The organism is Pseudomonas sp. 1 (assembly GCF_056626735.1).
The window spans coordinates 22248-42110 of record NZ_JBWXMQ010000018.1 but is presented as its reverse complement, the minus strand read 5'-3'; the positions used below and the strand labels follow the sequence as shown (position 1 = coordinate 42110).

18 protein-coding genes are annotated in these 19863 nt (G+C 59.7%); 14 read left to right on the top strand and 4 right to left on the bottom strand.

Annotated features, from left to right (window positions below):
• Positions 1 to 68: 68 nt before the first annotated feature.
• The gene (tal, locus tag AC1MDC_RS23820; RefSeq protein ID WP_085686791.1) at positions 69 to 995 is read right to left on the bottom strand and encodes a transaldolase; all 927 of its coding nucleotides are present in this window, start codon (positions 993 to 995) and stop codon (positions 69 to 71) included.
• A gap of 188 nt (positions 996 to 1183) precedes the next feature.
• Positions 1184 to 2125, bottom strand: a complete 942-nt coding sequence (locus AC1MDC_RS23815; RefSeq protein ID WP_480393801.1) for a glycosyl hydrolase family 5 — start codon at positions 2123 to 2125, stop codon at positions 1184 to 1186.
• Positions 2126 to 2416: 291 nt separating this feature from the next.
• On the opposite strand from AC1MDC_RS23815, the gene AC1MDC_RS23810 reads away from it, so the two are divergent.
• From AC1MDC_RS23810 to AC1MDC_RS23775, 8 genes are read left to right on the top strand one after another with little or no spacing between them, the layout of a single operon-like run.
• Positions 2417 to 2857, top strand: a complete 441-nt coding sequence (locus AC1MDC_RS23810) for a low molecular weight protein-tyrosine-phosphatase (protein WP_011335170.1) — start codon at positions 2417 to 2419, stop codon at positions 2855 to 2857.
• Positions 2858 to 2895: 38 nt separating this feature from the next.
• Positions 2896 to 5118, top strand: coding sequence for a polysaccharide biosynthesis tyrosine autokinase (locus tag AC1MDC_RS23805; protein WP_480393800.1), 2223 nt, complete (start codon positions 2896 to 2898; stop codon positions 5116 to 5118).
• A gap of 41 nt (positions 5119 to 5159) precedes the next feature.
• Positions 5160 to 6236, top strand: coding sequence for a glycosyltransferase (locus tag AC1MDC_RS23800; protein WP_227233058.1), 1077 nt, complete (start codon positions 5160 to 5162; stop codon positions 6234 to 6236).
• Between the two features lie 14 nt (positions 6237 to 6250).
• Positions 6251 to 7363, top strand: a complete 1113-nt coding sequence (locus AC1MDC_RS23795) for a polysaccharide pyruvyl transferase family protein (RefSeq protein ID WP_480393799.1) — start codon at positions 6251 to 6253, stop codon at positions 7361 to 7363.
• Entirely contained in the window at positions 7360 to 8592 is a 1233-nt protein-coding gene (locus AC1MDC_RS23790; RefSeq protein WP_480393798.1) for an MATE family efflux transporter, read from the top strand. Before AC1MDC_RS23795 ends, AC1MDC_RS23790 begins: the two co-directional genes overlap by 4 nt.
• A complete protein-coding gene (locus tag AC1MDC_RS23785; RefSeq protein ID WP_085704586.1) occupies positions 8583 to 9686 on the top strand; it encodes a hypothetical protein in 1104 nt (367 codons plus the stop codon). Before AC1MDC_RS23790 ends, AC1MDC_RS23785 begins: the two co-directional genes overlap by 10 nt.
• Before the next feature lie 12 nt (positions 9687 to 9698).
• The gene (locus AC1MDC_RS23780; RefSeq protein WP_480393797.1) at positions 9699 to 10742 is read left to right on the top strand and encodes an acyltransferase family protein; all 1044 of its coding nucleotides are present in this window, start codon (positions 9699 to 9701) and stop codon (positions 10740 to 10742) included.
• A 12-nt stretch (positions 10743 to 10754) separates the two neighbouring features.
• Complete coding sequence (locus AC1MDC_RS23775) at positions 10755 to 11903, top strand: SGNH/GDSL hydrolase family protein (RefSeq protein ID WP_480393796.1); 1149 nt, start codon at positions 10755 to 10757, stop codon at positions 11901 to 11903.
• Between the two features lie 3 nt (positions 11904 to 11906).
• On the opposite strand, the gene AC1MDC_RS23770 is transcribed toward AC1MDC_RS23775, so the two are convergent.
• Positions 11907 to 12314 (bottom strand): phosphohexomutase domain-containing protein, encoded by a 408-nt coding sequence (locus AC1MDC_RS23770; protein ID WP_085700480.1) that lies wholly within the window; start codon positions 12312 to 12314, stop codon positions 11907 to 11909.
• A gap of 47 nt (positions 12315 to 12361) precedes the next feature.
• Positions 12362 to 13195 carry a UTP--glucose-1-phosphate uridylyltransferase GalU gene (gene galU / locus AC1MDC_RS23765; RefSeq protein ID WP_085700479.1) on the bottom strand — a complete coding sequence of 278 codons (834 nt, stop codon included), beginning with the start codon at positions 13193 to 13195 and terminating at the stop codon, positions 12362 to 12364.
• A gap of 379 nt (positions 13196 to 13574) precedes the next feature.
• On the opposite strand from galU, the gene galE reads away from it, so the two are divergent.
• From galE to AC1MDC_RS23735, 6 genes are all read left to right on the top strand, one after another.
• Entirely contained in the window at positions 13575 to 14591 is a 1017-nt protein-coding gene (gene galE / locus AC1MDC_RS23760) for a UDP-glucose 4-epimerase GalE (protein ID WP_480393795.1), read from the top strand.
• Between the two features lie 227 nt (positions 14592 to 14818).
• Complete coding sequence (locus tag AC1MDC_RS23755) at positions 14819 to 15055, top strand: hypothetical protein (RefSeq protein ID WP_003226528.1); 237 nt, start codon at positions 14819 to 14821, stop codon at positions 15053 to 15055.
• An 89-nt stretch (positions 15056 to 15144) separates the two neighbouring features.
• Positions 15145 to 16260 carry a polysaccharide biosynthesis/export family protein gene (locus tag AC1MDC_RS23750; RefSeq protein ID WP_176247771.1) on the top strand — a complete coding sequence of 372 codons (1116 nt, stop codon included), beginning with the start codon at positions 15145 to 15147 and terminating at the stop codon, positions 16258 to 16260.
• Positions 16261 to 16271: 11 nt separating this feature from the next.
• Positions 16272 to 16937 carry a YjbF family lipoprotein gene (locus tag AC1MDC_RS23745; protein ID WP_480393794.1) on the top strand — a complete coding sequence of 222 codons (666 nt, stop codon included), beginning with the start codon at positions 16272 to 16274 and terminating at the stop codon, positions 16935 to 16937.
• Positions 16938 to 16966: 29 nt separating this feature from the next.
• Positions 16967 to 17698, top strand: a complete 732-nt coding sequence (locus tag AC1MDC_RS23740; protein ID WP_480393833.1) for a capsule biosynthesis GfcC family protein — start codon at positions 16967 to 16969, stop codon at positions 17696 to 17698.
• On the top strand, positions 17695 to 19773 hold the full coding sequence (locus AC1MDC_RS23735; protein WP_480393793.1) for a YjbH domain-containing protein: 2079 nt from the start codon (positions 17695 to 17697) through the stop codon (positions 19771 to 19773). Before AC1MDC_RS23740 ends, AC1MDC_RS23735 begins: the two co-directional genes overlap by 4 nt.
• Positions 19774 to 19863: the final 90 nt, after the last annotated feature.

Below are 19863 nucleotides of genomic sequence, written 5' to 3'. Positions count from 1 at the left end.
CAGACCGCGAGATACAAAAAAGGGCGAACCTGTGAGGGTTCGCCCTTTTTGCGTTTGCGCTTGGCCGATTACAGCTTGGCTTGCAGCAGCGCCTCGAGTTTTTCCTGGTCGCGGGCAAACTGACGGATGCCCTCGGCCAGTTTCTCGGTGGCCATTGCGTCTTCGTTGGACAACCAGCGGAATTGCGCTTCGTTGAGGCTCAGGCGCGCTTCGCCGGCATGGCCCGGAGCGAGTTTGCGTTCCAGCTTGCCGGTGTCGGCCGCCAGTTTCTCGATCAGGTCCGGGCTGATGGTCAGGCGGTCGCAGCCGGCCAGTTGCTCGATCTGACTGAGGTTACGGAAGCTCGCGCCCATGACCACGGTCTTGTAGTCATTGGCCTTGTAGTAGTTGTAGATGCGCGTCACGGACTGCACGCCCGGATCGTCGGCACCGGTGTAGTCGTTGCCGTTGGCCTTCTTGTACCAGTCGTAGATGCGGCCCACGAACGGCGAGATCAGGAACACGCCGGCATCGGCGCAGGCAGCGGCCTGGGCGAAGGAGAACAGCAGGGTCAGGTTGGTCTGGATGCCTTCCTTCTCGAGGATCTCGGCAGCGCGAATGCCTTCCCAGGTCGAGGCAATCTTGATCAGTACGCGGTCACGGCCAACGCCGGCCTTGTCGTACAGCTCGATCAGGCGATGGGCACGCTTGAGGATCGCGTCCTTGTCGAACGACAGGCGCGCATCCACTTCGGTGGAAATGCGGCCCGGAATGACCTTGAGGATTTCCTGGCCGACCGCGACGCCGAAACGGTCGCTGGCCAGGCCGACATCGCCCTTGCAGTCGCGCACGCTGGCGTTCAGCAGTTCGGCGTAGGCCGGAATCGCCGCTGCCTTTAGCAGCAGGGAAGGGTTGGTGGTGGCGTCGACCGGTTTGACCCGGGCAATCGCTTCGAAGTCGCCGGTGTCGGCCACGACGGTGGTGAACTGTTTGAGTTGTTCCAGCTTGGAAGTCATGAGCGTGCTCTGTCCTATGGGTCTGGTGACATTACCCGAGCGTCGACAGCCACTCAAGGGCATGTCGGCGTATCGAGCGCCCCGGCGGCAACAACCTGAAAACGGCTGTTTGAAAGGCGGGGCGCGTTATCGATCAATACGATGCCAAAACAGACGACAGGTTCAAAGCAACTGACCTGTTGCAGCGCCTACTCGAGCTCCAATTGTGTCCTGACTGCCGTTTGAGCAGGTTTCGGTTGGCCGTCTGAGGTCAACAGACCGAAATTCTTCTCGCGATCATCTTTTCCCGAGTCGCTGTTCTTCCATTCGTAGATGGAAGTCAGCGGGATCTTGAGCCTTTTCACATCGGCGATGAACGCAGAGATTTTAGTCGCCTGGCCGTCCGGCCCACCGTTGGAGGCAAGCGCCGAAATCCCCCATTCACTGATCACACCCGGTAAGTGGAAGTTCTGCTGAATGAAATTCTGGGCATTGCTGATCTGCGTGGCTGTCATGCCGTAAGGGTGATAGGAAATGGCATCAAGGCAATTGGGGTAAGCCTCGATGAGGCTGTTGAGCGCAACGGTGGATGCCGATCCCGCGGTGGGCGGCCGGGCGAAGCCAAAGCCGACCAGAGGCGTGGACTGGGGTTGCCCCTGCAGGGTTTTGCACATGGCGCTCATGAACGGCACGAACGTGGTGTTGAAGTTGCCGGTCGGCCAGTAGGTGCCCAGATCCGGCTCGTTCCAGATTTCGATGGCGACCAGTTGCGAACTCCAGGCTTTTTCCAGCCCGCTGACGGCGTTGGCAAAGGCTTCGCCGGCAGTCGTGAGGTCTCCAGTCAACGGTTTAGTGGCGCGGACGGTCATCAAAACCGGCAGGCTTGCGGATTTCGCCGCCGCGAACGCATCGCTGATCTGTTTCTGATAGGCCTTGGCGCCGAGGCTGTCGCTCCAGACGCCGAAACGGACAAAAGTGAATCCTGCGGCTTTGATCTGCTCGGCATCGGCCGCCGTGAAATTCTGAATCTTGACCTGAACGCCGATGGTTTTCGCTGGCAGCGCCGGGAACAACTCGCTGGCTTGAACCTGGGCGGCTGCTCCAAGCATCAACAAGGCTGCCCCTAGATGTTTGAGATGTGCTGATTTCATGTCTGCTCTCCTGATGAGAATGACATCTAGCTGAGGGTTATCTCGTTACATAAGTTTCGAGAGCAACAGGGGCACTAAGTGCACGAATGTTATTTTTTGTCGGAAAACTTTCGCCTGAAAATCACAGTTATTTTTAGTCCGGTAATTCTGGTTGGGGGACTTTTAAAGGCCGTGGTACTTAATGCACCGGTATTAACGGGTGAATCTATTTCCGAGTGAAGGAAGGTCTTGCGGGTTCATTCGAATGTGCAAGGCATGTTGGCCGATTGACATTACACGGGAAAGTAAACCTTGTTCAAAAAGATTCTTGTCGTTTGCGTAGGCAATATCTGCCGAAGTCCGACAGCGGAGCTTCTGTTGCGCAATGCACTGACACCCTCGGCGATCAGCGTGACCTCAGCAGGTCTGTCTGCGCGGGTCGGCGAAGGCATGGAGTCGACCGCGCGCCAGGTGCTGGAAGAACGCGGCCACAGTGCCGAAGGGTTCAAGGCGCGGCAACTGACAGCGGACATCGTCAATGAATCAGACCTGATTCTGGTGATGGAAAAACAACATGTTAATCAAGTACTGAAGATTGCCTCTCACGCCAGGGGCAAAGTGTTTCTGCTGGGCAAGTGGCAGAGCGAACGAGAAATACAGGACCCGTATCGCCAGGGGCAAGCCGCTTTTATTCATGCCCATGCATTGATTGAAGATGCTGTTAGCTCATGGGCACAACGCCTGGCGCGTTGATGAATATTCTTCAGTTCAGTGAATGGTAAGAAAGACTTATGCAGTTACCGTCAGTAATCGGCACTCGCGACAACGATCAAGACAGTATTGATCTTCTCGGCATCTTCGGCAGCCTGATCGACCAGAAGTGGTTGATCGGTGCGTTCACCGGCGCATTCATGATGACCGGTGTGGCCTATGCGATTTTGGCCACGCCGGTGTATCTGGCCAACGCGCTGGTGCAGGTCGAACCGAAAAAGAACGACATGCTCGGTTTTTCCGACCTCAACAGCATGCTCGGCGGGCAATCGCCGTCGGTGACCGAAATCGGCATCATCAAGTCCCGCGCGGTGATCGGCAAGACGGTCGACGACTTGCGCCTGGACATCGACGTCACCCCCAATACCTTTCCGCTGATTGGCGGCTTCCTTTCCCGACGCTATCGCGGTGAGACCGAACTCAGCGTCGCGTCGCCGCGTTTCGGCCTGAGCAGCTACGCCTGGGGCGGTGAACGCCTGGAGTTTGCAAAGCTCAATCTGCCCAAGGAATTGCTGGGCAAGAAACTCACCTTGATCGCCGGCGAGCAACATCGTTTCCAGTTGCTGGACGACAACGACAACCTGCTGGTCGACGGCGTGGCGGGCGAGGCTTTCGCGCAGGACGGCGTGGAAGGGCAGGTCGCGCAACTGTTGGCCAACCCCGGGACCCGTTTCGAAGTGGTGCGCTACCCGCGAATCGTGACCATTCAGGGCTATCAGGACGCGCTGGACATCTCCGAGCAAGGCAAGGAATCGGGGATCATCCGTCTGGCCCTGGCCAGCAGCGATGCCGCCGAAGCGGTGAAGATCCTCAACAAGATCGCCTCGCTGTACGTGGATCAGAACGTACGCCGCACTTCCGCCGAAGCGGCGCAGAGCCTGGCCTTCCTGCAAAGCCAGTTACCGCAGGTCAAACGCGATCTGGCCAAGGCCAGCGATGCGCTCAACGCCTACCAGACCCACGGCAAGACCGTGAACATCTCGCTGGAAACCCAATCGGTGCTGGGCCAGTCCGTGGCGCTCGAAACGCGGATTTCCGAGCTGAAACTGCAGCAGGCAGAGATGGATCGCAAGTTCACCAAACAGCACCCGGCCTACCGTGCGCTGATGACCCAGATCGGTGAATTGACCCAGCAACAGCGTTCCCTGGAAGGCAAGGTTCAGGACCTGCCGGCCACGCAGCAGGAACTGCTCAACCTGACTCGCGACGTCGAAGTCGCCTCGCAGATCTACACCCAGTTGCTGAACAAGTCCCAGGAGCTGGACATCATCCGCGCCGGTGCCGTGGGCAACGTGCGTCTGGTGGATACGGCGGACGTCGACCTGACCAGCCCGGTCAAACCGAAAAAAGCCCTGATCGTGTTGATCGCCACTTTCCTCGGTGCCTTCGTCGGCGTGGCGCTTGTGCTGTTGCGCAAATCCCTGAGCAAGGGCCTGGAAGGCCCGGAAGGCATCGAGCAGCTCGGCTTGCCGGTCTACGCTTCGATTCCCTACAGCGCCCTGCAACAGGAAGAAGACAGCAAAAAAGTCCGGGCCAAAGTCGCGGCGGACACGCCGGCGTATCTGCTGGCCCTGCGTAACCCGACGGACCTGTCCATCGAATCGATACGCAGCCTGCGTACCTGCCTGCACTTCGCAGCACTGGATTCGACCAACAACCGCATCATGATTTCCGGGCCGAGCCCGCAGGTCGGCAAGACCTTTGTCTCTTCCAACCTCGCGGCGGTCATGGCGCAGAGCGGGCAACGCGTGGTGCTGATCGACGCCGACATGCGCAAAGGGCATCTGCACAAGACGCTGAACACGCCGATCACCAACGGTTTGTCGGATCTGCTGGTCAAGCGCTGCACCCTCGATCAGGCGATCAACAAGGTCGAGGTCGACAACCTGCATTTCATCAGCCGTGGCCAGGTCCCGCCCAATCCTTCCGAACTGTTGATGCACGCCAATTTCCGCGAACTGCTGGCGCAACTCAGCGAGCGTTATGACGTGGTGATCATCGACACGCCGCCGCTGCTGGCCGTGACCGATGCGGCGATTGTCGGTCGCGAAGCCGGCATCAGCCTGATCGTCGCGCGGTTCGGGGTAAACCCGGCCAAGGAAATCGAAATGACGATCCGGCGTTTCGCCCAGAACGGTATCGAGTTGAAGGGCGCGGTGTTCAACGGCGTCGAGAAGCGCGCGGCCAGCTATTACGGCAACGGCAGCTATTACAACTACGAATACGCGTCGGACCAGTCCTGAATCTCGGGGATGGTCCTTACAGGCATGAAAGTGGGTGGGTTGTGAAAAAAATACTGCACGTGGCGGAAACGATCAAAGGCGGGGTGGCGACGGTCATCCGCACGATTTCGGCGGCGCCGGAAGACGGGCGCTATGAGCTGGTGTATCTGGTCCCGCTCGACCAGAAAAAAGAACTGCACGGCATCGATGAACAGCAGATCCGCACCTTCGCCCGCAGCGGGCGGAATGTGCCGTCGCTGCTGCGTTTTGCCTGGCAACTGGCGCGGGTCCTGCTCAAGGAAAAACCCGATGTCGTGCATTTGCACAGCACTTTTTCCGGGGTGATCGGGCGTTGCGTGTGCGTGCTTCTGCGACCCTGGCGCAAGCCGAAAATCGTCTACTGCCCCCATGCGTTTTCGTTCCTGATGGAAAGCTCGCCGATCAAGCAGAAAGTCTATGCGTGGATCGAGCGAGTGCTGCAGAAGGTCACGGACAGGATCATCTGCGTCAGCCAGTTCGAGCTGGACAAGGCCGCGAAATTTGGCATCGAGCGCAAGCGCATGACGCTGATCTACAACGGCATCGATCACAAGAATGACGAACGCAAGGTCAACGATCCGGCACCGATTCATCTGCTGTTTGTCGGCCGCCTCGACTATCAGAAAGGCTTCGACGTGTTGCTCAAGGCCTACACCGAAGCACAGCGCAGCGACCTGAAACTGACGGTGGTGGGCAGTGCGGTGAATGAGGACGTCGTCGAGTGTCCGCCGCTGGATGGCGTGGAATATCTGCCTTGGGTGACGCCAACCGAGGTGCACGCGCTGTATCAGAAAGCCGATGCGCTGATTGTCCCGAGTCGCTGGGAAGGCTTTGCCATGGTGCCGCTGGAAGGCATGGCGCTGGGCCTGCCGGTGATCGCCAGCGACTGCACGTCGTTGCCCGAACTGGTCACCCATGGCGTGTCCGGTTACGTGTTCCCCGCCGGGGATCACCAGGCGCTGGCCGATCGGCTGAAGCAAATCCAGAAGCCTGCATTGTCGGCCCTCGGCATCGAAGGTCGGCGCATCGTCCGCGAGCGTTTCAGCGCCGCGTTGATGATCCGTCAGACCTACGACGTGTATTCCGCTCCCTCTTATTAAGTAGAACTCCGCTCATGAACGTAACGATTTTGCATGGCTACAGTGCCTCCAATTCCGGCGATGGTCTGCTGGTCGATCTGGCCATTGCGCTGGTGCAGCGCAACTTTGGCGAAGACACCGCGATCAGCGTCGTGGCTTCCGATCCGGATTCCTTCAAATACCTGCCGCACCCGCGTTTTGACGCGCCGGTCATGGCAGCCAAGGGCCTGGGCCGGGTCAAGCAGGCGGTATTCCTCAATCAGTCGTACGCCGGGTTGGCGGATCTGTTGAAGAAAACCGATCTGATCGTCGGCGTCGGTGGCGGCTACATGCGCTCGAAAAGTGCCTTCGAACACATCAAGCTGAAACTCGGCCACGCCAAGCAACTGGAAACCGCGATCCTCAGCAAAGTGCCGTCGGTGTACCTGCCGCAAAGCATCGGGCCGTTCCACGGCGACAGCGACAAGATCGTCGGCCACTACGCCAGCGCCGATGCGGTGTTCGTGCGCGATAACCGCTCCTCGGCGCTGTTCGATGCCTGTGAAAATGTCTACCGCGCTCCGGATCTCGCGGTGCAGGCGCTGGCCGGCAAGATTCTTCAGCAACCCAAGTTCACCCGCTGCGCCTCGACACCGGCGACGGTGTGCGTAGTGCTGCGCAAACCGCCGGCGTGGAGCAAGGAAAAGAAGCTCGCCTACGTGGCCAACCTGAAGGTGCTGCTGCAGCGTTTGAAGAACAAAAGCAAAGTGGTCTGCGCCGTACAGAGCGCCGTGCGCGGTAACGATGACGGCGCGTTCTATCGCGAACTGGGCATCACCGAAGACCTGTTGCCGCTGAAGGCGACGCTGGCCAAATACCAGCCGGACCTGGTGATTTCCGTACGCCTGCACGGCGCAATCGAATCGCTGCTCTCGGGCGTGCCGGCGTATCACATCAGCTATGAACGCAAAGGCTTTGGCGCCTATCAGGACATGGGCGTCGAGGACTGGGTCATCAACGGTGGCGACATCGATGTCGACACCATCATCGACACGGTTTACGCGCCTGACGCACTGTCGAATTTCGGCAAACGCCTGACCGACACCTGCCGCGAGATCGAGGCGAAAACCGTGGCCATGGACGACATCATCAAGGGCGTCATTCGATGATATTCCGGCTGTTGCTGCGGGGCGGGGCACTGGGCGCGAAGTTCTTGCTGGTGCTCGCCATCACCCATTACCTCGGTTACGAGGCGCTGGGTTTTTACGGCGTGGTGGTCGCGGCTTCGTTGATCGCGTCGAAGTTCTACAGCGTCGGTTTCAGTTCCGAAATCAACCGGCTGATCAGCGTGGGCGGCAGTTCGCGCCGGGTCGTGAACAAGGTGTTGCTGTTGTACCTGGCCGTGGGCCTGGCGTTGTCGGTGCTGACGGTGGTGATTTATTCACTGTTCCAGTCGGTGGAAGCGACGACCGCGCTGATCGCCTGCGTGACGCTGGTGCTGCTCACCGAACATCTGTCGTTCGAGATCAACTCGTTCGTGTTCTCTGCACAGAAAGCCACGGCGGGTGCGCTGCTGTTTTTCATCAAGACCGGGCTCTGGGCGCTGCTGGCCGTGGGCGGGATGGCGCTCGGGTGGGTGTCCGCGATTGCCAGCGTGTTGTGGCTGTGGGTCATCGCCAACGTGCTGGTGATCGTCGCCGGTTACCTGATCGTGGTGAATGTTCATCGCGGGCGGGAGGAGGGAACGCTGGCGACGACGGCGGTTTGGAAAGCCGGGTTGCCGTTTTATCTGGGCACCGGCCTGATCGCCCTGAGTCAGTATGCCGAGCGCTTTCTGATCATCGACCTCGAACCCTACGCCAGCCTCGGTAAATATGTGTACGCGTGGTCGGCGGCCAACACCTTGCAGGCGTTGTCTTACGCGGTGGTGGCGGTGGTCGGCATTCCGCTGCTCGCCAAGCGTTATCAGGCCGATCAGCAACCGTTCACGGTCAGGCAGTTGTTCGTGAACAAATGGGTCGCGCGCTCGCTGGCGGTGTCGGCGGTGGTCGCGGTGGGCATTTATCTGTTTTTCAACGTGGTGCTCGATTACGTCGCCACCAGCGTTCCGCGTCCGGACAACGGCATCCTCGGCGTGCTGATTTTTTCCTTCGCCCTGCGTGCCATTGGCGACATCGTCTGGGGCGGGTTGATTGCGTCGAAAAACAGTAGGGTGTCCCTCGCCAGCGCGGCCATTTGTCTGTTGGTTTCAGTGCCGGTCAGTTACCTGCTGATCAAGCACTATTCGATTTACGGCGCGGCCTGGGGCAACGTTTTCGCGATCATCGTGCAACTCGGCGTTATTGCCCTGCTGACCCGCGCCACGCGCGCGAAAAAGGCTGTCGTGTCATGGGCCTGAAACTGCCGTGCATCGAGTTTCGCGGCCGCCGTCTCGATTCGTCGCTGTCGTTCCTGATCCTGTTCACCGGGCTGTTTCTGTCGGTGGCCATGCCGCTGCTGATTCCCCGCGATCCGGGCCCGGACGCGATGACCCTGTGGTCGTCCTACGCCCGGGCCGACAACTGCAATTTCTGGAACCCGTTCTCGCCGGATCGCTCGTCCTACGAGTGTTCGGCATTCCTGCTGCGGCCCACCGGAATCAACCTGACCAACGCCTGGGCCTACGGGATGTTCTGCAACTTTTTCCTCACGGCCATTCCCGTGGTGGTGTTCCGGCGCATGCCGCTGGCCATCTTCGGCACCCTGTGCCTGTGGGGCGTCGTCCGTTCGTTTTTCCTGGAAAACCTGACCAAGGAAATCATCGTGTCGGTGGCGGTGCTGAGCATTCTGTTCAGCTCGCTGACGCGCAAATATCGCGGCGGATTTTTCCTCTCGGCGGCGATCTACGGCGTGCTGATCCGGCCGTACTGGATTCTGTTTTCGCTGTCCTGGGTCGGCGTCTGCGTGATGAAGAAGTATGTGTCGCGCACGACCTTCTTCCTGATGCTGTTCCTGTTTTACCTGGCGGTTGCGATGGCGATCCAGCTGGCGCTGGGCTTTCCGGTGTCGTCGATTCGCGCCAGCAACAACGAACTGCGCACGGCGGGCGAGGAGGGTTCCAAATCGCTGATCGTCTCATGGCTGAGTGGCAGCGACTTCGTCTCGCAGGCCCTGGACTCGATGATCATTTTCTTCCGGTTGTCGTTCCCCGTTGAGTTGATCCTGCTGTCCGGGCCGGGTCAGGTGATCTTCGTGGCGTTGATGATCATGACCGCACTGCTGCTGTTCAAAGTCATCACCTCGACTGATTACAAGGGCGCGCCGATCCAGACCAAACCCAAGGAACTGATCGCGATTCCGCTGGCGTTCCTGCTGGTTCAAGGCTTGTTCGAACCGGACTTCGGCTCGTTCGCCCGGCACTTTTCGATGGTGGTGCCGGTGTTGTTCGTGGGCCTGGGATTGATGCTGCGGGCGAACAAACCGGTGAAGGTTGAATCCAGAATCCTGAATTGAGGCGGGTGCTTTATGTCGAGCAAGAAAAAGTCCCTGGAGATCGAAACCCTGCGTGGCCTGGCGTGCCTGTTGCTGGTGCTCTATCACGTGATCGGGCCGTTGGGCGGTGGTTTGAAAATCGACATCGGCTCGCCGTTCCGGGTGATCGCCGATTCGATGGTGTACGTGCGCATGCCGCTGTTCACCTTCATCTCTGGCTACATCTATTCCATCTACAAGATTCGCAACGATGACTTTTCGGCGTTCTTCAGCGGCAAGGTGCGGCGCCTGATCGTGCCGCTGTTTTGCGTCGGGGTGCCGTTCTCGGTGCTGCAGGCGGTGGGGCCGGGCGTGAACAAGGACGTCAGCGTGATGGATGCACTGTTGTCGTTCTATGTGCCGATCAACCACTTCTGGTTCCTGCAGGCGGTGTTCATCATTTTCATGTTTGTCGGCCTGCTGGAATGGCGCGGTTTGCTGCGCACGCCGACGCGTCTGTACCTGTTGTTCGCGTTTGCGGCGGCGGTGTTCCTGTTGCCGCCGTTTGCGCTGGACGCGTTTGGCATCAACGGGGCGATTTATCTGCTGCCGTTCTTCGTGGCGGGCATGATCGGCCAGGAGAAAGTCAGCGAGCTGAAGCAGACGTTCAAGGTGATCGGTCCGCTGGTGTTTGTGCTGATCTCGTTGACGCTGCTGTACGTGGCGGCGGTGGACCGCGAGCTGATCATCGACCGCCGCAGCCTGATCGGTCTGACGGTGGGCTGCGTGTCGTGCATTGCGTTGCTGTCCAGTGACATGCGCTCGAAGGCGCTGACCTGGCTCGGCGGTTATTCCTACTCGATTTTCCTGTTTCATGTGTTGTTCGCCGCTACTTCGCGCTCGATCCTTGGCCGCCTCGGTGTGAAAGACGAAAGCGTGCTGGTGTTCTGCGGCGTGATGTGTGGCTTGCTCGGGCCGGTGCTGTTGTCGATGATTTTCAGCCGGTTCAACTTCACCTCCGTGCTGTTCCTCGGCGAACGTGCCGCGACGAAAAAGAAACCGGTGGCGACCATTGCCCCGGTGGCGCAGACCCGATGAAGGAAGCGATCCATGCTGGCTGTTGATGATGTTCCGCCGGTAGCGGCGTCGGTGGTGCAAGTCGGCGACGCTCGCCAGCGGTTTGGCCAGTGGCGTGAAGGCAAGGCCGGCAAGGTGTTGTCGATCTCGGTGATCGGCGACAGCTACAGCGCCGGGCAGGATTTCTACCTGAACAGACTGGTGCAACGCGTGGCCGGGGAGGTCGGGTTTGCCGGGCCGGGTTATGTCGGCTTCAACCACGGCGCAGCGCTGGGCGGCACGCATTTCAAGTACACCCGCAGCAGCGAGAAGTATTTCGGCGGCGACTGGCTGGTCTCCGGCCTCGGCCAGGCCAGCCCCGACAGCCGCACCGTGACTGGCCGGCCCGGCGCCTGGCTGCAAGTCGAGGCCAGCCCGACGCCCGCCATCAACACCGCCGTCACTCAGGCCAAACTGCTTTACCTCGGCAACGGTGAGCCCAGTGAGCTGCGTTATCGCTGGTCACCTTCCGCTGACTGGCAACCGTTGAAACTCGCAGGCGAGGGCGTTCAGGAAGTCCCGCTGACCGGCACATCGGCCGTCACCGATTGGGCTTTCAGACTGGAAGTGCTGAAGGGCGCGCCGACCTTGTTCGGCCTGTGGCTGAGCAACGATCAGAACGGAGTTCGGGTATCGAAACTGGCCGCGTCCGGCGCGGCGTCCGCTGATTTCTACCACGACGATGCTCGCTGGCAGGCGCAGTGGAAAGCCGTGGTCTCGAAGATTCCCGCAGACATTTACCTGATCATGCTCGGTGGCAACGATCAGGGTTTTGGCGTGAAGCCCGAGCAGTATCTGCACAACGTTCAGGGTCTGGTCGGCATGCTCCGCGAGATTCAACCGGCGGCGAGCATCAACCTGATCCTGCGTCAGGACACCACCCGCTCCAGCGCCTATCCGATGTCGGCGTATGCGCAGGTCATCGAGCCCTGGGCCCGCGCGCAGCGTCTGGGTTACGCCAATCTGCAATGCGCGTTCGGTACCGACGTCAAACGCTACGCGGCGGCCATGATCGGGCCCGACAAGATTCATCCACTGCCGGCCACCGGCGGGCGGGTGATTGCCGATTACTTCTATGGTTGGGTCGTGGGCGGACAGCAAAAAGTCTCGCCACAGGACAACTGTGGCGAGACTTCGAAATAGCCGTCAGTTGTCGAACAGATCCAGATGACTCAGCAGCTCTTCGGTTTTCTGCGGCATCAACTGCGTCACGCAACGGGTTTCCACGTTGACGATGATCGCCGGGTCGTTGCAGCAGATCCGCACGCGAAAACGCCAGTCGCTGAAAATCACTTTCAGGCCGTCGCGGTCATCGACCTCCAGCGCCTGTTCGCTGTAGATCCGTTTCAGGTGGGCGAGCAGGGGCCAGGGATCGCGCATCGGTCGGCGAATGTCCCCGGAGGAGGGAAACACGCCGATGCGATCGACCAGCAGCAGAGTGCCCAGCCACGGTCCATTGGCGCTGGGCAATGGCTGATGGCGGGATAACCAGCTCATCACCCCAAGGTTGTCCACCTCACGTTCAATCTCTGCGGAATGTTGTGCAATGTTCATGGTTGCCTCGTTGGATGTGCGTGCCGCGATGGATCAATGGGGGCCGCTCAGCGGCCCTTCAGGTAAACGTTCTCGTAGCAGAAGTTGGTCGCCTGCAGGTAACCCTCGGCGTCGCCGCAGTCGAAGCGCAGGCCCTTGAACTTGTAGGCCAGCACGCAACCGTTCTGCGCCTGTTTCATCAGGGCGTCGGTGATCTGGATTTCGCCGCCCTTGCCCGGCTGGGTGTCGGCGATCAAGTCGAAGATGTCCGGCGTCAGGATGTAACGGCCGATGATCGCCAGGTTCGACGGTGCGTCTTGCGGTGCCGGTTTTTCCACCATGTGGTTGACCCGGTAAATACCGTCGGAAATCGCCTCACCGGCGATCACGCCGTACTTGTGAGTCTGGTCGCGCGGGACTTCCTGGATGGCGACGATCGAGCAGCGGAATTTCCTGTACAGCTCGATCATCTGGGTGAGAACGCCGTCGCCTTCGAGGTTCAGGCACAGGTCGTCCGCCAGCACCACGGCAAAGGGCTCGTCACCGATCAACGGGCGACCGCTGAGAATCGCGTGGCCCAGGCCTTTCATTTCCACCTGACGGGTGTAGGAAAAGGTGCAGGTGTCGATGAGCTCGCGAGTGCCAGCCAGGAATTTCTCTTTCTCGGTGCCGCGAATCTGGTGTTCGAGTTCATAGCTGATGTCGAAGTGGTCTTCCAGTGCGCGCTTGCCCCGGCCGGTGACGATGGCCATGTGTTGCAGGCCGGCGTCCCGTGCTTCTTCCACGGCGTATTCGATCAACGGTTTGTTGACGATCGGCAGCATTTCCTTGGGCATGGCTTTGGTGGCCGGCAAGAAACGCGTGCCATAACCGGCAGCGGGGAACAAACATTTACGGATCATAAAAGTTTCCTGGTCATTCATGGCGCACTGCCATCGTTTATTGCAATAACGAAAAGTTGCAAGTTATTGAAGCTGTACTTTAATACCTGACTCGGGAGAGAAGTGGCAAATAGCAATGAGTGTAAAACACGACAATGTTATGAGATGTCGGTTTGACAGTTATTGGTTATTTTTAGTCGGCATCCGTTGATAGTGATGAATGCGCGGGAGTGCTAATAAGTACCAGGCAATATAGTTTGGCTTGTAAAAATATTTATAGCCAGTGATTGAACTGTTTTTGTTTCTGGTTGTTGTCGCCCTGTTTGTGTGAATCAAGGCACACATTAAACAAACAGGGCTTGACACGCGAGTTGGCACTTTTCCCACTATGGACCGCGCTATGAAGATTCTGGTAACGGGTGGCGCCGGCTATATCGGCTCGCACACCACACTTGCACTACTTGAAGCAGGTTACGAAGTTGTAGTTCTGGATAATCTTTGCAACAGCAGCGACGCGGCATTGCACGCGGTGGAAGCCATTTGCGGCAAAAGTGCGCTGATGATTCGCGGGGATGTCTGTGACCGGGCCCTGCTGGACCGGATTTTCCAGCAGCACGCCATCGATGCCGTGCTGCATTTCGCCGGGCTCAAGGCCGTGGGCGAGAGCGTGCGCAAGCCGCTCGAATACTACGAAACCAACGTCAGCGGCAGTATCACGCTGTGCCAGGCGATGGCGGCGGCGGGGGTGTTCCGGCTGGTGTTCAGCTCGTCCGCCACGGTCTACGGCGAGCCGGCGCAGATGCCGATCCGCGAGGATTTCCCGACCGGCAATCCGACCAATCCCTACGGCCAGTCCAAACTGATCGTCGAGAACGTGCTGCGCGACCTGTGCCAGTCCGAACCGCGCTGGAGCATCGCGCTGCTGCGCTACTTCAACCCGATCGGCGCACATCACAGCGGGCAGATGGGCGAAGATCCCAACGGCATCCCCAACAATCTGGTGCCTTACATCAGCCAGGTGGCGGTCGGCAGCCTGAAGGAATTGTCGATCTTCGGCGACGATTACCCGACGGTCGACGGCACCGGCGTGCGCGATTACATCCATGTGGTGGATCTGGCGGACGGACACTTGAAAGCCCTGCAAACCATCGCCGGCCGCACCGGCATTCATACCTGGAACCTCGGCACCGGTGACGGCTACAGCGTGTTGCAGGTGCTGCGGGCGTTTGAGAAGGCGTGCGGGCAGCCAGTGCCGTTCCGGGTGATGCCACGGCGTTCCGGAGATATTGCCGAGAGCTGGGCCGACGCCTCCAAGGCGGCGAAGGAACTCGGCTGGAAAGCCACCCGCAACTTGCAGGACATGGTCACCGACACGTGGCGCTGGCAATCGAATCATCCCCGGGGTTATCAGGGATGATGGCGTTTTAGTGCAATGTTAGTTTCAGTCAGGTTGTTAGATATCGTCGGGAAATTAGACTGGCAATGCCTATTGCAAGTCCGTAGATATAAACCTGCCGTTCGACTTTTATCAGTTGGGTAAGACTGTGAAAGAACAACGGATCTTGTTCGCGCTTTTTGCGACTTGAACTCTACCACCTCTAACGAACACCCGATGTTCAGGTGCGATGTTAGAAAGGAGTTGATATGAAAAAAGTGATGGCGATTGCCCTGTTGACGATGTTGAGCAACTGGGCATCCGCAGCTGAAGCGCCGCTTACAGCAGTGACCAATGTATCTGGCAGTGTCGCGGCTTCTACAGCGCCTGCTGCCAGTACTGCCATGGTCGCCAGTGCTGTAGCGGCGTCCAACAGTGGTGGAAGTGCCAACGGCGGTACAACGGGTACCACCGGTACCACGGGTACAACCGGCACGCACAACTAACTGAAGTATCTGTTGGTGCAGTACAGGGTCGCCCGACGAAAGTCGGGTGACTTTGTTTTGGATTCGCCCTTGAATAGCGTAGTGCCATTATGAACCGTCGTTTTTCTCTTTTATTGTTGGCAAGTATCGCTTTGCAAGGTTGCATGTTCTCCCCCGGCCAGTACCTGAGCACCAGTAGCATCACGCGCCAGGGCGCCAGCGAAAGCAGCCGGGTCGAGCTCATTCAGATCACCCCCAAGCTCATCGCCATGAACCGCGCCACGCACAAGCGGGAGTCGGTGCCGGCGGAGTTGTTGGCGACCCCGGCCGAATATCGCATCGGCAGCAATGATGTGCTGTACATCACGGTCTGGGATCATCCCGAGCTGACCGCCCCTTCGGGTGCGCAACAGCAGATCGATGCCAACGGCCGTCTGGTGCGCTCCGACGGCACGTTGTATTACCCGTACATCAAGGAAGTCCAGGCCGCGGGCAAAACCATCCAGCAACTGCGTTCGGACATCGAGCAACGTCTCTCGGCGTTCATTGCCGAGCCGCAAGTGGATGTCGCGGTGCTGCGTTTCGCCAGCCAGAAAGTCGTGGTCTCGGGCGCCGTGACCAAGGCCGGCCCCCAGGCGATTTCGACCAACCCGCTGAGCGTGGTCGAAGCCCTTGGTTCGGCCGGTGTCGATACCAACAATGCCGATTTGTCCGGGCTGATGCTGACACGCAACGGGCGGGTCTATCCGCTCAATCTCGACGCCCTCAATCAGCAGGATTCCGAATTGCAGAACGTCTACCTCAAGGGAGGCGATCAGCTGTATCTGCCGTACAACGACAACAAGCGCATCTACGTGATGGGCGAGGTCAACCAGCCCCGTGCGCTGAGTTTCAAGACCGCCACCATGAACCTGTCCGACGTGCTCGGGTCGGTCGGCGGCTTGAGCCAGACCACCTCCAACGGCAACGCCGTGTATGTGATTCGCGGGGTGGAAAACCTCGACGTGGAGCCGGCGAAAATCTACCAGCTGGAAGCCGAATCGCCGACCGCCATGGCGCTCGCCTCGCACTTCGAAGTGCGGCCCCAGGACGTGGTCTATGTCGGGCCTGCCAACGTGACTCGCTGGAATCGCCTGATCAGCCAGTTGGTGCCGTCGGCATCGATTGTCGGGACGGGGGCTTCCGCTGCGAAGAACTGGAGCGAATACAGTAACAACAGCAAATAAGGCCGCCGACTGTGAAAACGTTGAAAGTGGGCGTGTGCCTGATGGCGGCCGTCTTATTGAGTGGCTGCAATCCGTTGATGAGCGCTTCGTTGAACAACCTCAAGGCGTCGGTCATCGGACCGGATGAACTCGATGTGTCGGCGCAGCAGGTGGCCGGGGTCAAGTATCCCCAGCTCAAACTGACCACGCCGTCCGGTTCCGGGGTGCTGGCGCTGGTGCGTGAGCGAGAGGATCTGCAGTTCTGGGTCGCCTCCGGCAAGCAGGTGCTGCTGATGCGCGACGGCCTGGCGATGCGCAGCATCGGCCTGGGCGTGGAGGGCGATCTGGACGGCACGCGCCTGTCCGATGACTCGCCGTTCAAACAGGGTCTGCACCAGATCACCGACGGCTACACCAGCCGCCGCTGGATCGACCTCTACAAGGGCCAGGAAGTCGGGATCATCCTCAACAGCCGCTTCTCCCGAAAGTCCCTGGAAACCCTCGAGATTCTCGACAAGCAATACACCGTGCTGCGTGTCGACGAGCAGATTGACGCGCCGGCCATCGGCCTGCGCGCGACCAATCGTTACTGGGTCGATCCGGTGGACGGCTTCATTGTGCAGAGTGAACAGCAACTGACCTCGCAGTTGCGGGTCAGGATCGTGCAACTGACCCCTGACCGCAGGCATGTCCCGTGAAGCGGCTCAGAGCGCTTTCGGCGTGCTTGATGTTGCTCACCGGGATCAGCGAGGCAGCGGTCATCGTCAGCGGTGATGTCGCCAACCCGGGCCCGATCGAATTGCCGGCAGGCGGGCGTTTGCGCGATGTGATCGGCGAGGCCGTACCGAACGCCGAAGGCTACTGGCTGGCGGGCGTTCTGTTGCGTCAGTCGCTGCTCGAAGAACAGATGCGACTCAAGGTCGGCGTGCTGTTCGATCTGGATGTGTTGCATCGAATGGCGATGCTGTTTGACAAGCCGAGTCGTGCGGCGCTGGCCCAGCGCCTGACCGAGCAGGTCCGACAGATGCCAGTGACCGGACGGCAGATCGCCGATCTCGATCCGGTGGCGGTGGAAGTCGGCTTCGCCCGCAACATCCGTCTCGACGATGGCGATCAACTGATCTACCCGAAACGGGTCGATGAAGTCGAAGTGCTGGGCGCCGTCGCCGAGCCGTGCCGCCTGCCTTATCAGCCGTTGCAGGAGGCCCGCGAATATCTGCAGGGCTGCACGTTGCTGGAGGCCGACGCCGATGCCGATTACCTGTGGCTGATCCAGCCCAACGGCGAATCGCGGCGGGTCGGCATCGCCCACTGGAACCGCGAGAGCGGGCAGATGCCCGTGGCCGGCAGCAAGATTCTGGTGCCGGTGAAAAACGATGATCTGGATCCGCCTGTCCCTGAACTGAATCAGCAGTTGGCCGAATTGATTGCCACGCAGTTGGCTGAGGTGGTTCGTTGAATTTGCGTTTTGCAGCTGTGTTGTTACTGCCGTGTGGCCTGGTGCATGCCGAGCCACGCATTACCCAGAATGACTTCGGCGGCGCCGGTCTGTTGCAGACCCCGACCGCGCGCATGTCGCCCGCCGGTGAGTTGAGTGTCAACGCCAACCGCACCGAACCGTACAGCCGATACAGCGTTTCGTTGCAGCCGCTCGACTGGCTGGAAGGCTCGTTTCGCTACACCGCCATCACCAACCGTCCGTACGGTTCCGAAGCGCTGAGCGGCAGCCAGAGCTATAAGGACAAGGCGGTCGACGCCAAGGTCCGGCTGTGGCAGGAAAGCCACTGGGCGCCGGAAGTGGCGCTGGGCTTTCGAGACATCGGTGGTACCGGTTTGTTTGCCAGTGAATTCTTCGTCGCCAACAAACGCTATGACAATTTCGATTTCAGCGCCGGCATCGCCTGGGGTTACATCGGTAATCGCGGTGATTTCGACAACCCGCTGGGTTGGGCCAGTGATCGCTTCAAAACCAGACCAGACCTGGAAGGCACCGGTGACGTCAACGCCGGGTCGTACTTTCGCGGCAAACCTGGGTTTTTCGGCGGCGTGAGTTACCAGACGCCCTGGGATCGCCTCAGCCTGAAACTCGAATACGATGGCAACGACTACAAGCACGAGCCCAAGGACAACATCATCAAGCAGGACTCGCCGATCAACCTTGGCGCGGTGTTCAAGGTGACCGATTCCGTCGATGTGAGCGCGGCCTGGGAGCGGGGTAACACGGCGATGTTCGGCATCACGTTCCACACCAATTTCGTCAGTCGCAAGGCCCCGGCCAAAACCTTCGATCCGCCGGCCGAACCGCTGCCGGCGAAGGCCCCGAGTACGACGATGGAGGAGGTCAACTGGGCCGACGTGTCGCGCCGCTTGCAGCAGAACGCCGGCTACAAGGTTGAGCGGATCACCCAGCGCGATTCCGAACTGATCGTCTACGGCGAGCAGCAGCGTTATTTCCATTCGCCCAAGGCCGTCGGCCGCGCGAGCCGGATTCTCGACAACAGCGTCAACGACGACATCGACTGGTTCACCGTGGTCAACAAGCGCTACGACCTGCCGCTGGAAGAAACCAGCGTGCCCCGGCAGACCTTCCGCGAAGTGATCAACAACGAAGAGCCGCTGGAATCGCTGCACCGCACCACCGAGATCAACCCGGCGATGCCGCGCAACGAGAAAACCCTCTACACCGAAGCGCCGCAGCACTTCAATTACGGCGTCGGCCTGGGCTTCAAACAGAACGTCGGCGGCCCCGATGGCTTGCTCTATCAGTTCACAGCGGATCTGGACGCCGAGTACCGCTTCAACCGCAACACCTGGTGGAACGGTCTGCTGAGTCAGAACCTGATCAACAACTTCGACAAGTTCAAATACGACGCACCCAGCGGCCTGCCCCGTGTGCGCACCGACTTGCGTCAGTACCTGACCACGTCGGACACCACAATGCCGCTGTTCCAGGTCAGCCACGCCGAGCAACTGGACAAGGATTTGTACGGCATGGTCTACGGCGGTTATCTGGAGTCGATGTTCGCCGGGGTCGGGGGCGAGGTGCTGTTTCGTCCGACCGGCAAGCGCTGGTCGATCGGTGCGGACCTGAACTACGTGCGTCAGCGTGAGTTCGACCAGGGTTTCGGCCTGCGTGATTACTCGGTCTGGACCGGCCATATCACCGGCTACACCGATCTGCCGTTCGACACGCTGGCGGCCGTCAGCGTCGGGCGTTATCTGGCCGGCGACTTTGGCGGCACGGTGGATATCTCCCGCGAGTTCTTCAACGGCGTGCGCTTTGGCGCCTGGGCGACCATCACCACGGCTGGCAGCGCCGAGTATGGCGAGGGTAGTTTCGACAAGGGGCTGTACCTGTCGATCCCGTTCGACGAAATGATGAGCATGTCGACCATGCGCCGCGCCAACCTGGTGTGGGCACCGCTGACCCGTGACGGTGGTGCGCGGCTCAATCGCAGCTTCCAGCTGCACTCGATGACGGACAGTCGGGAAGGGGACATGTTCTACCGCAACTTCGGGAAGATTACCGAGTAGGTTCGGGGGAGCGGGGAGTTAAAGCGGGAGCCTGTGGGCTCCCGTTTTTGTTTGTGGTGAAGGGGAATCTTGATACAGCCACGACCAACC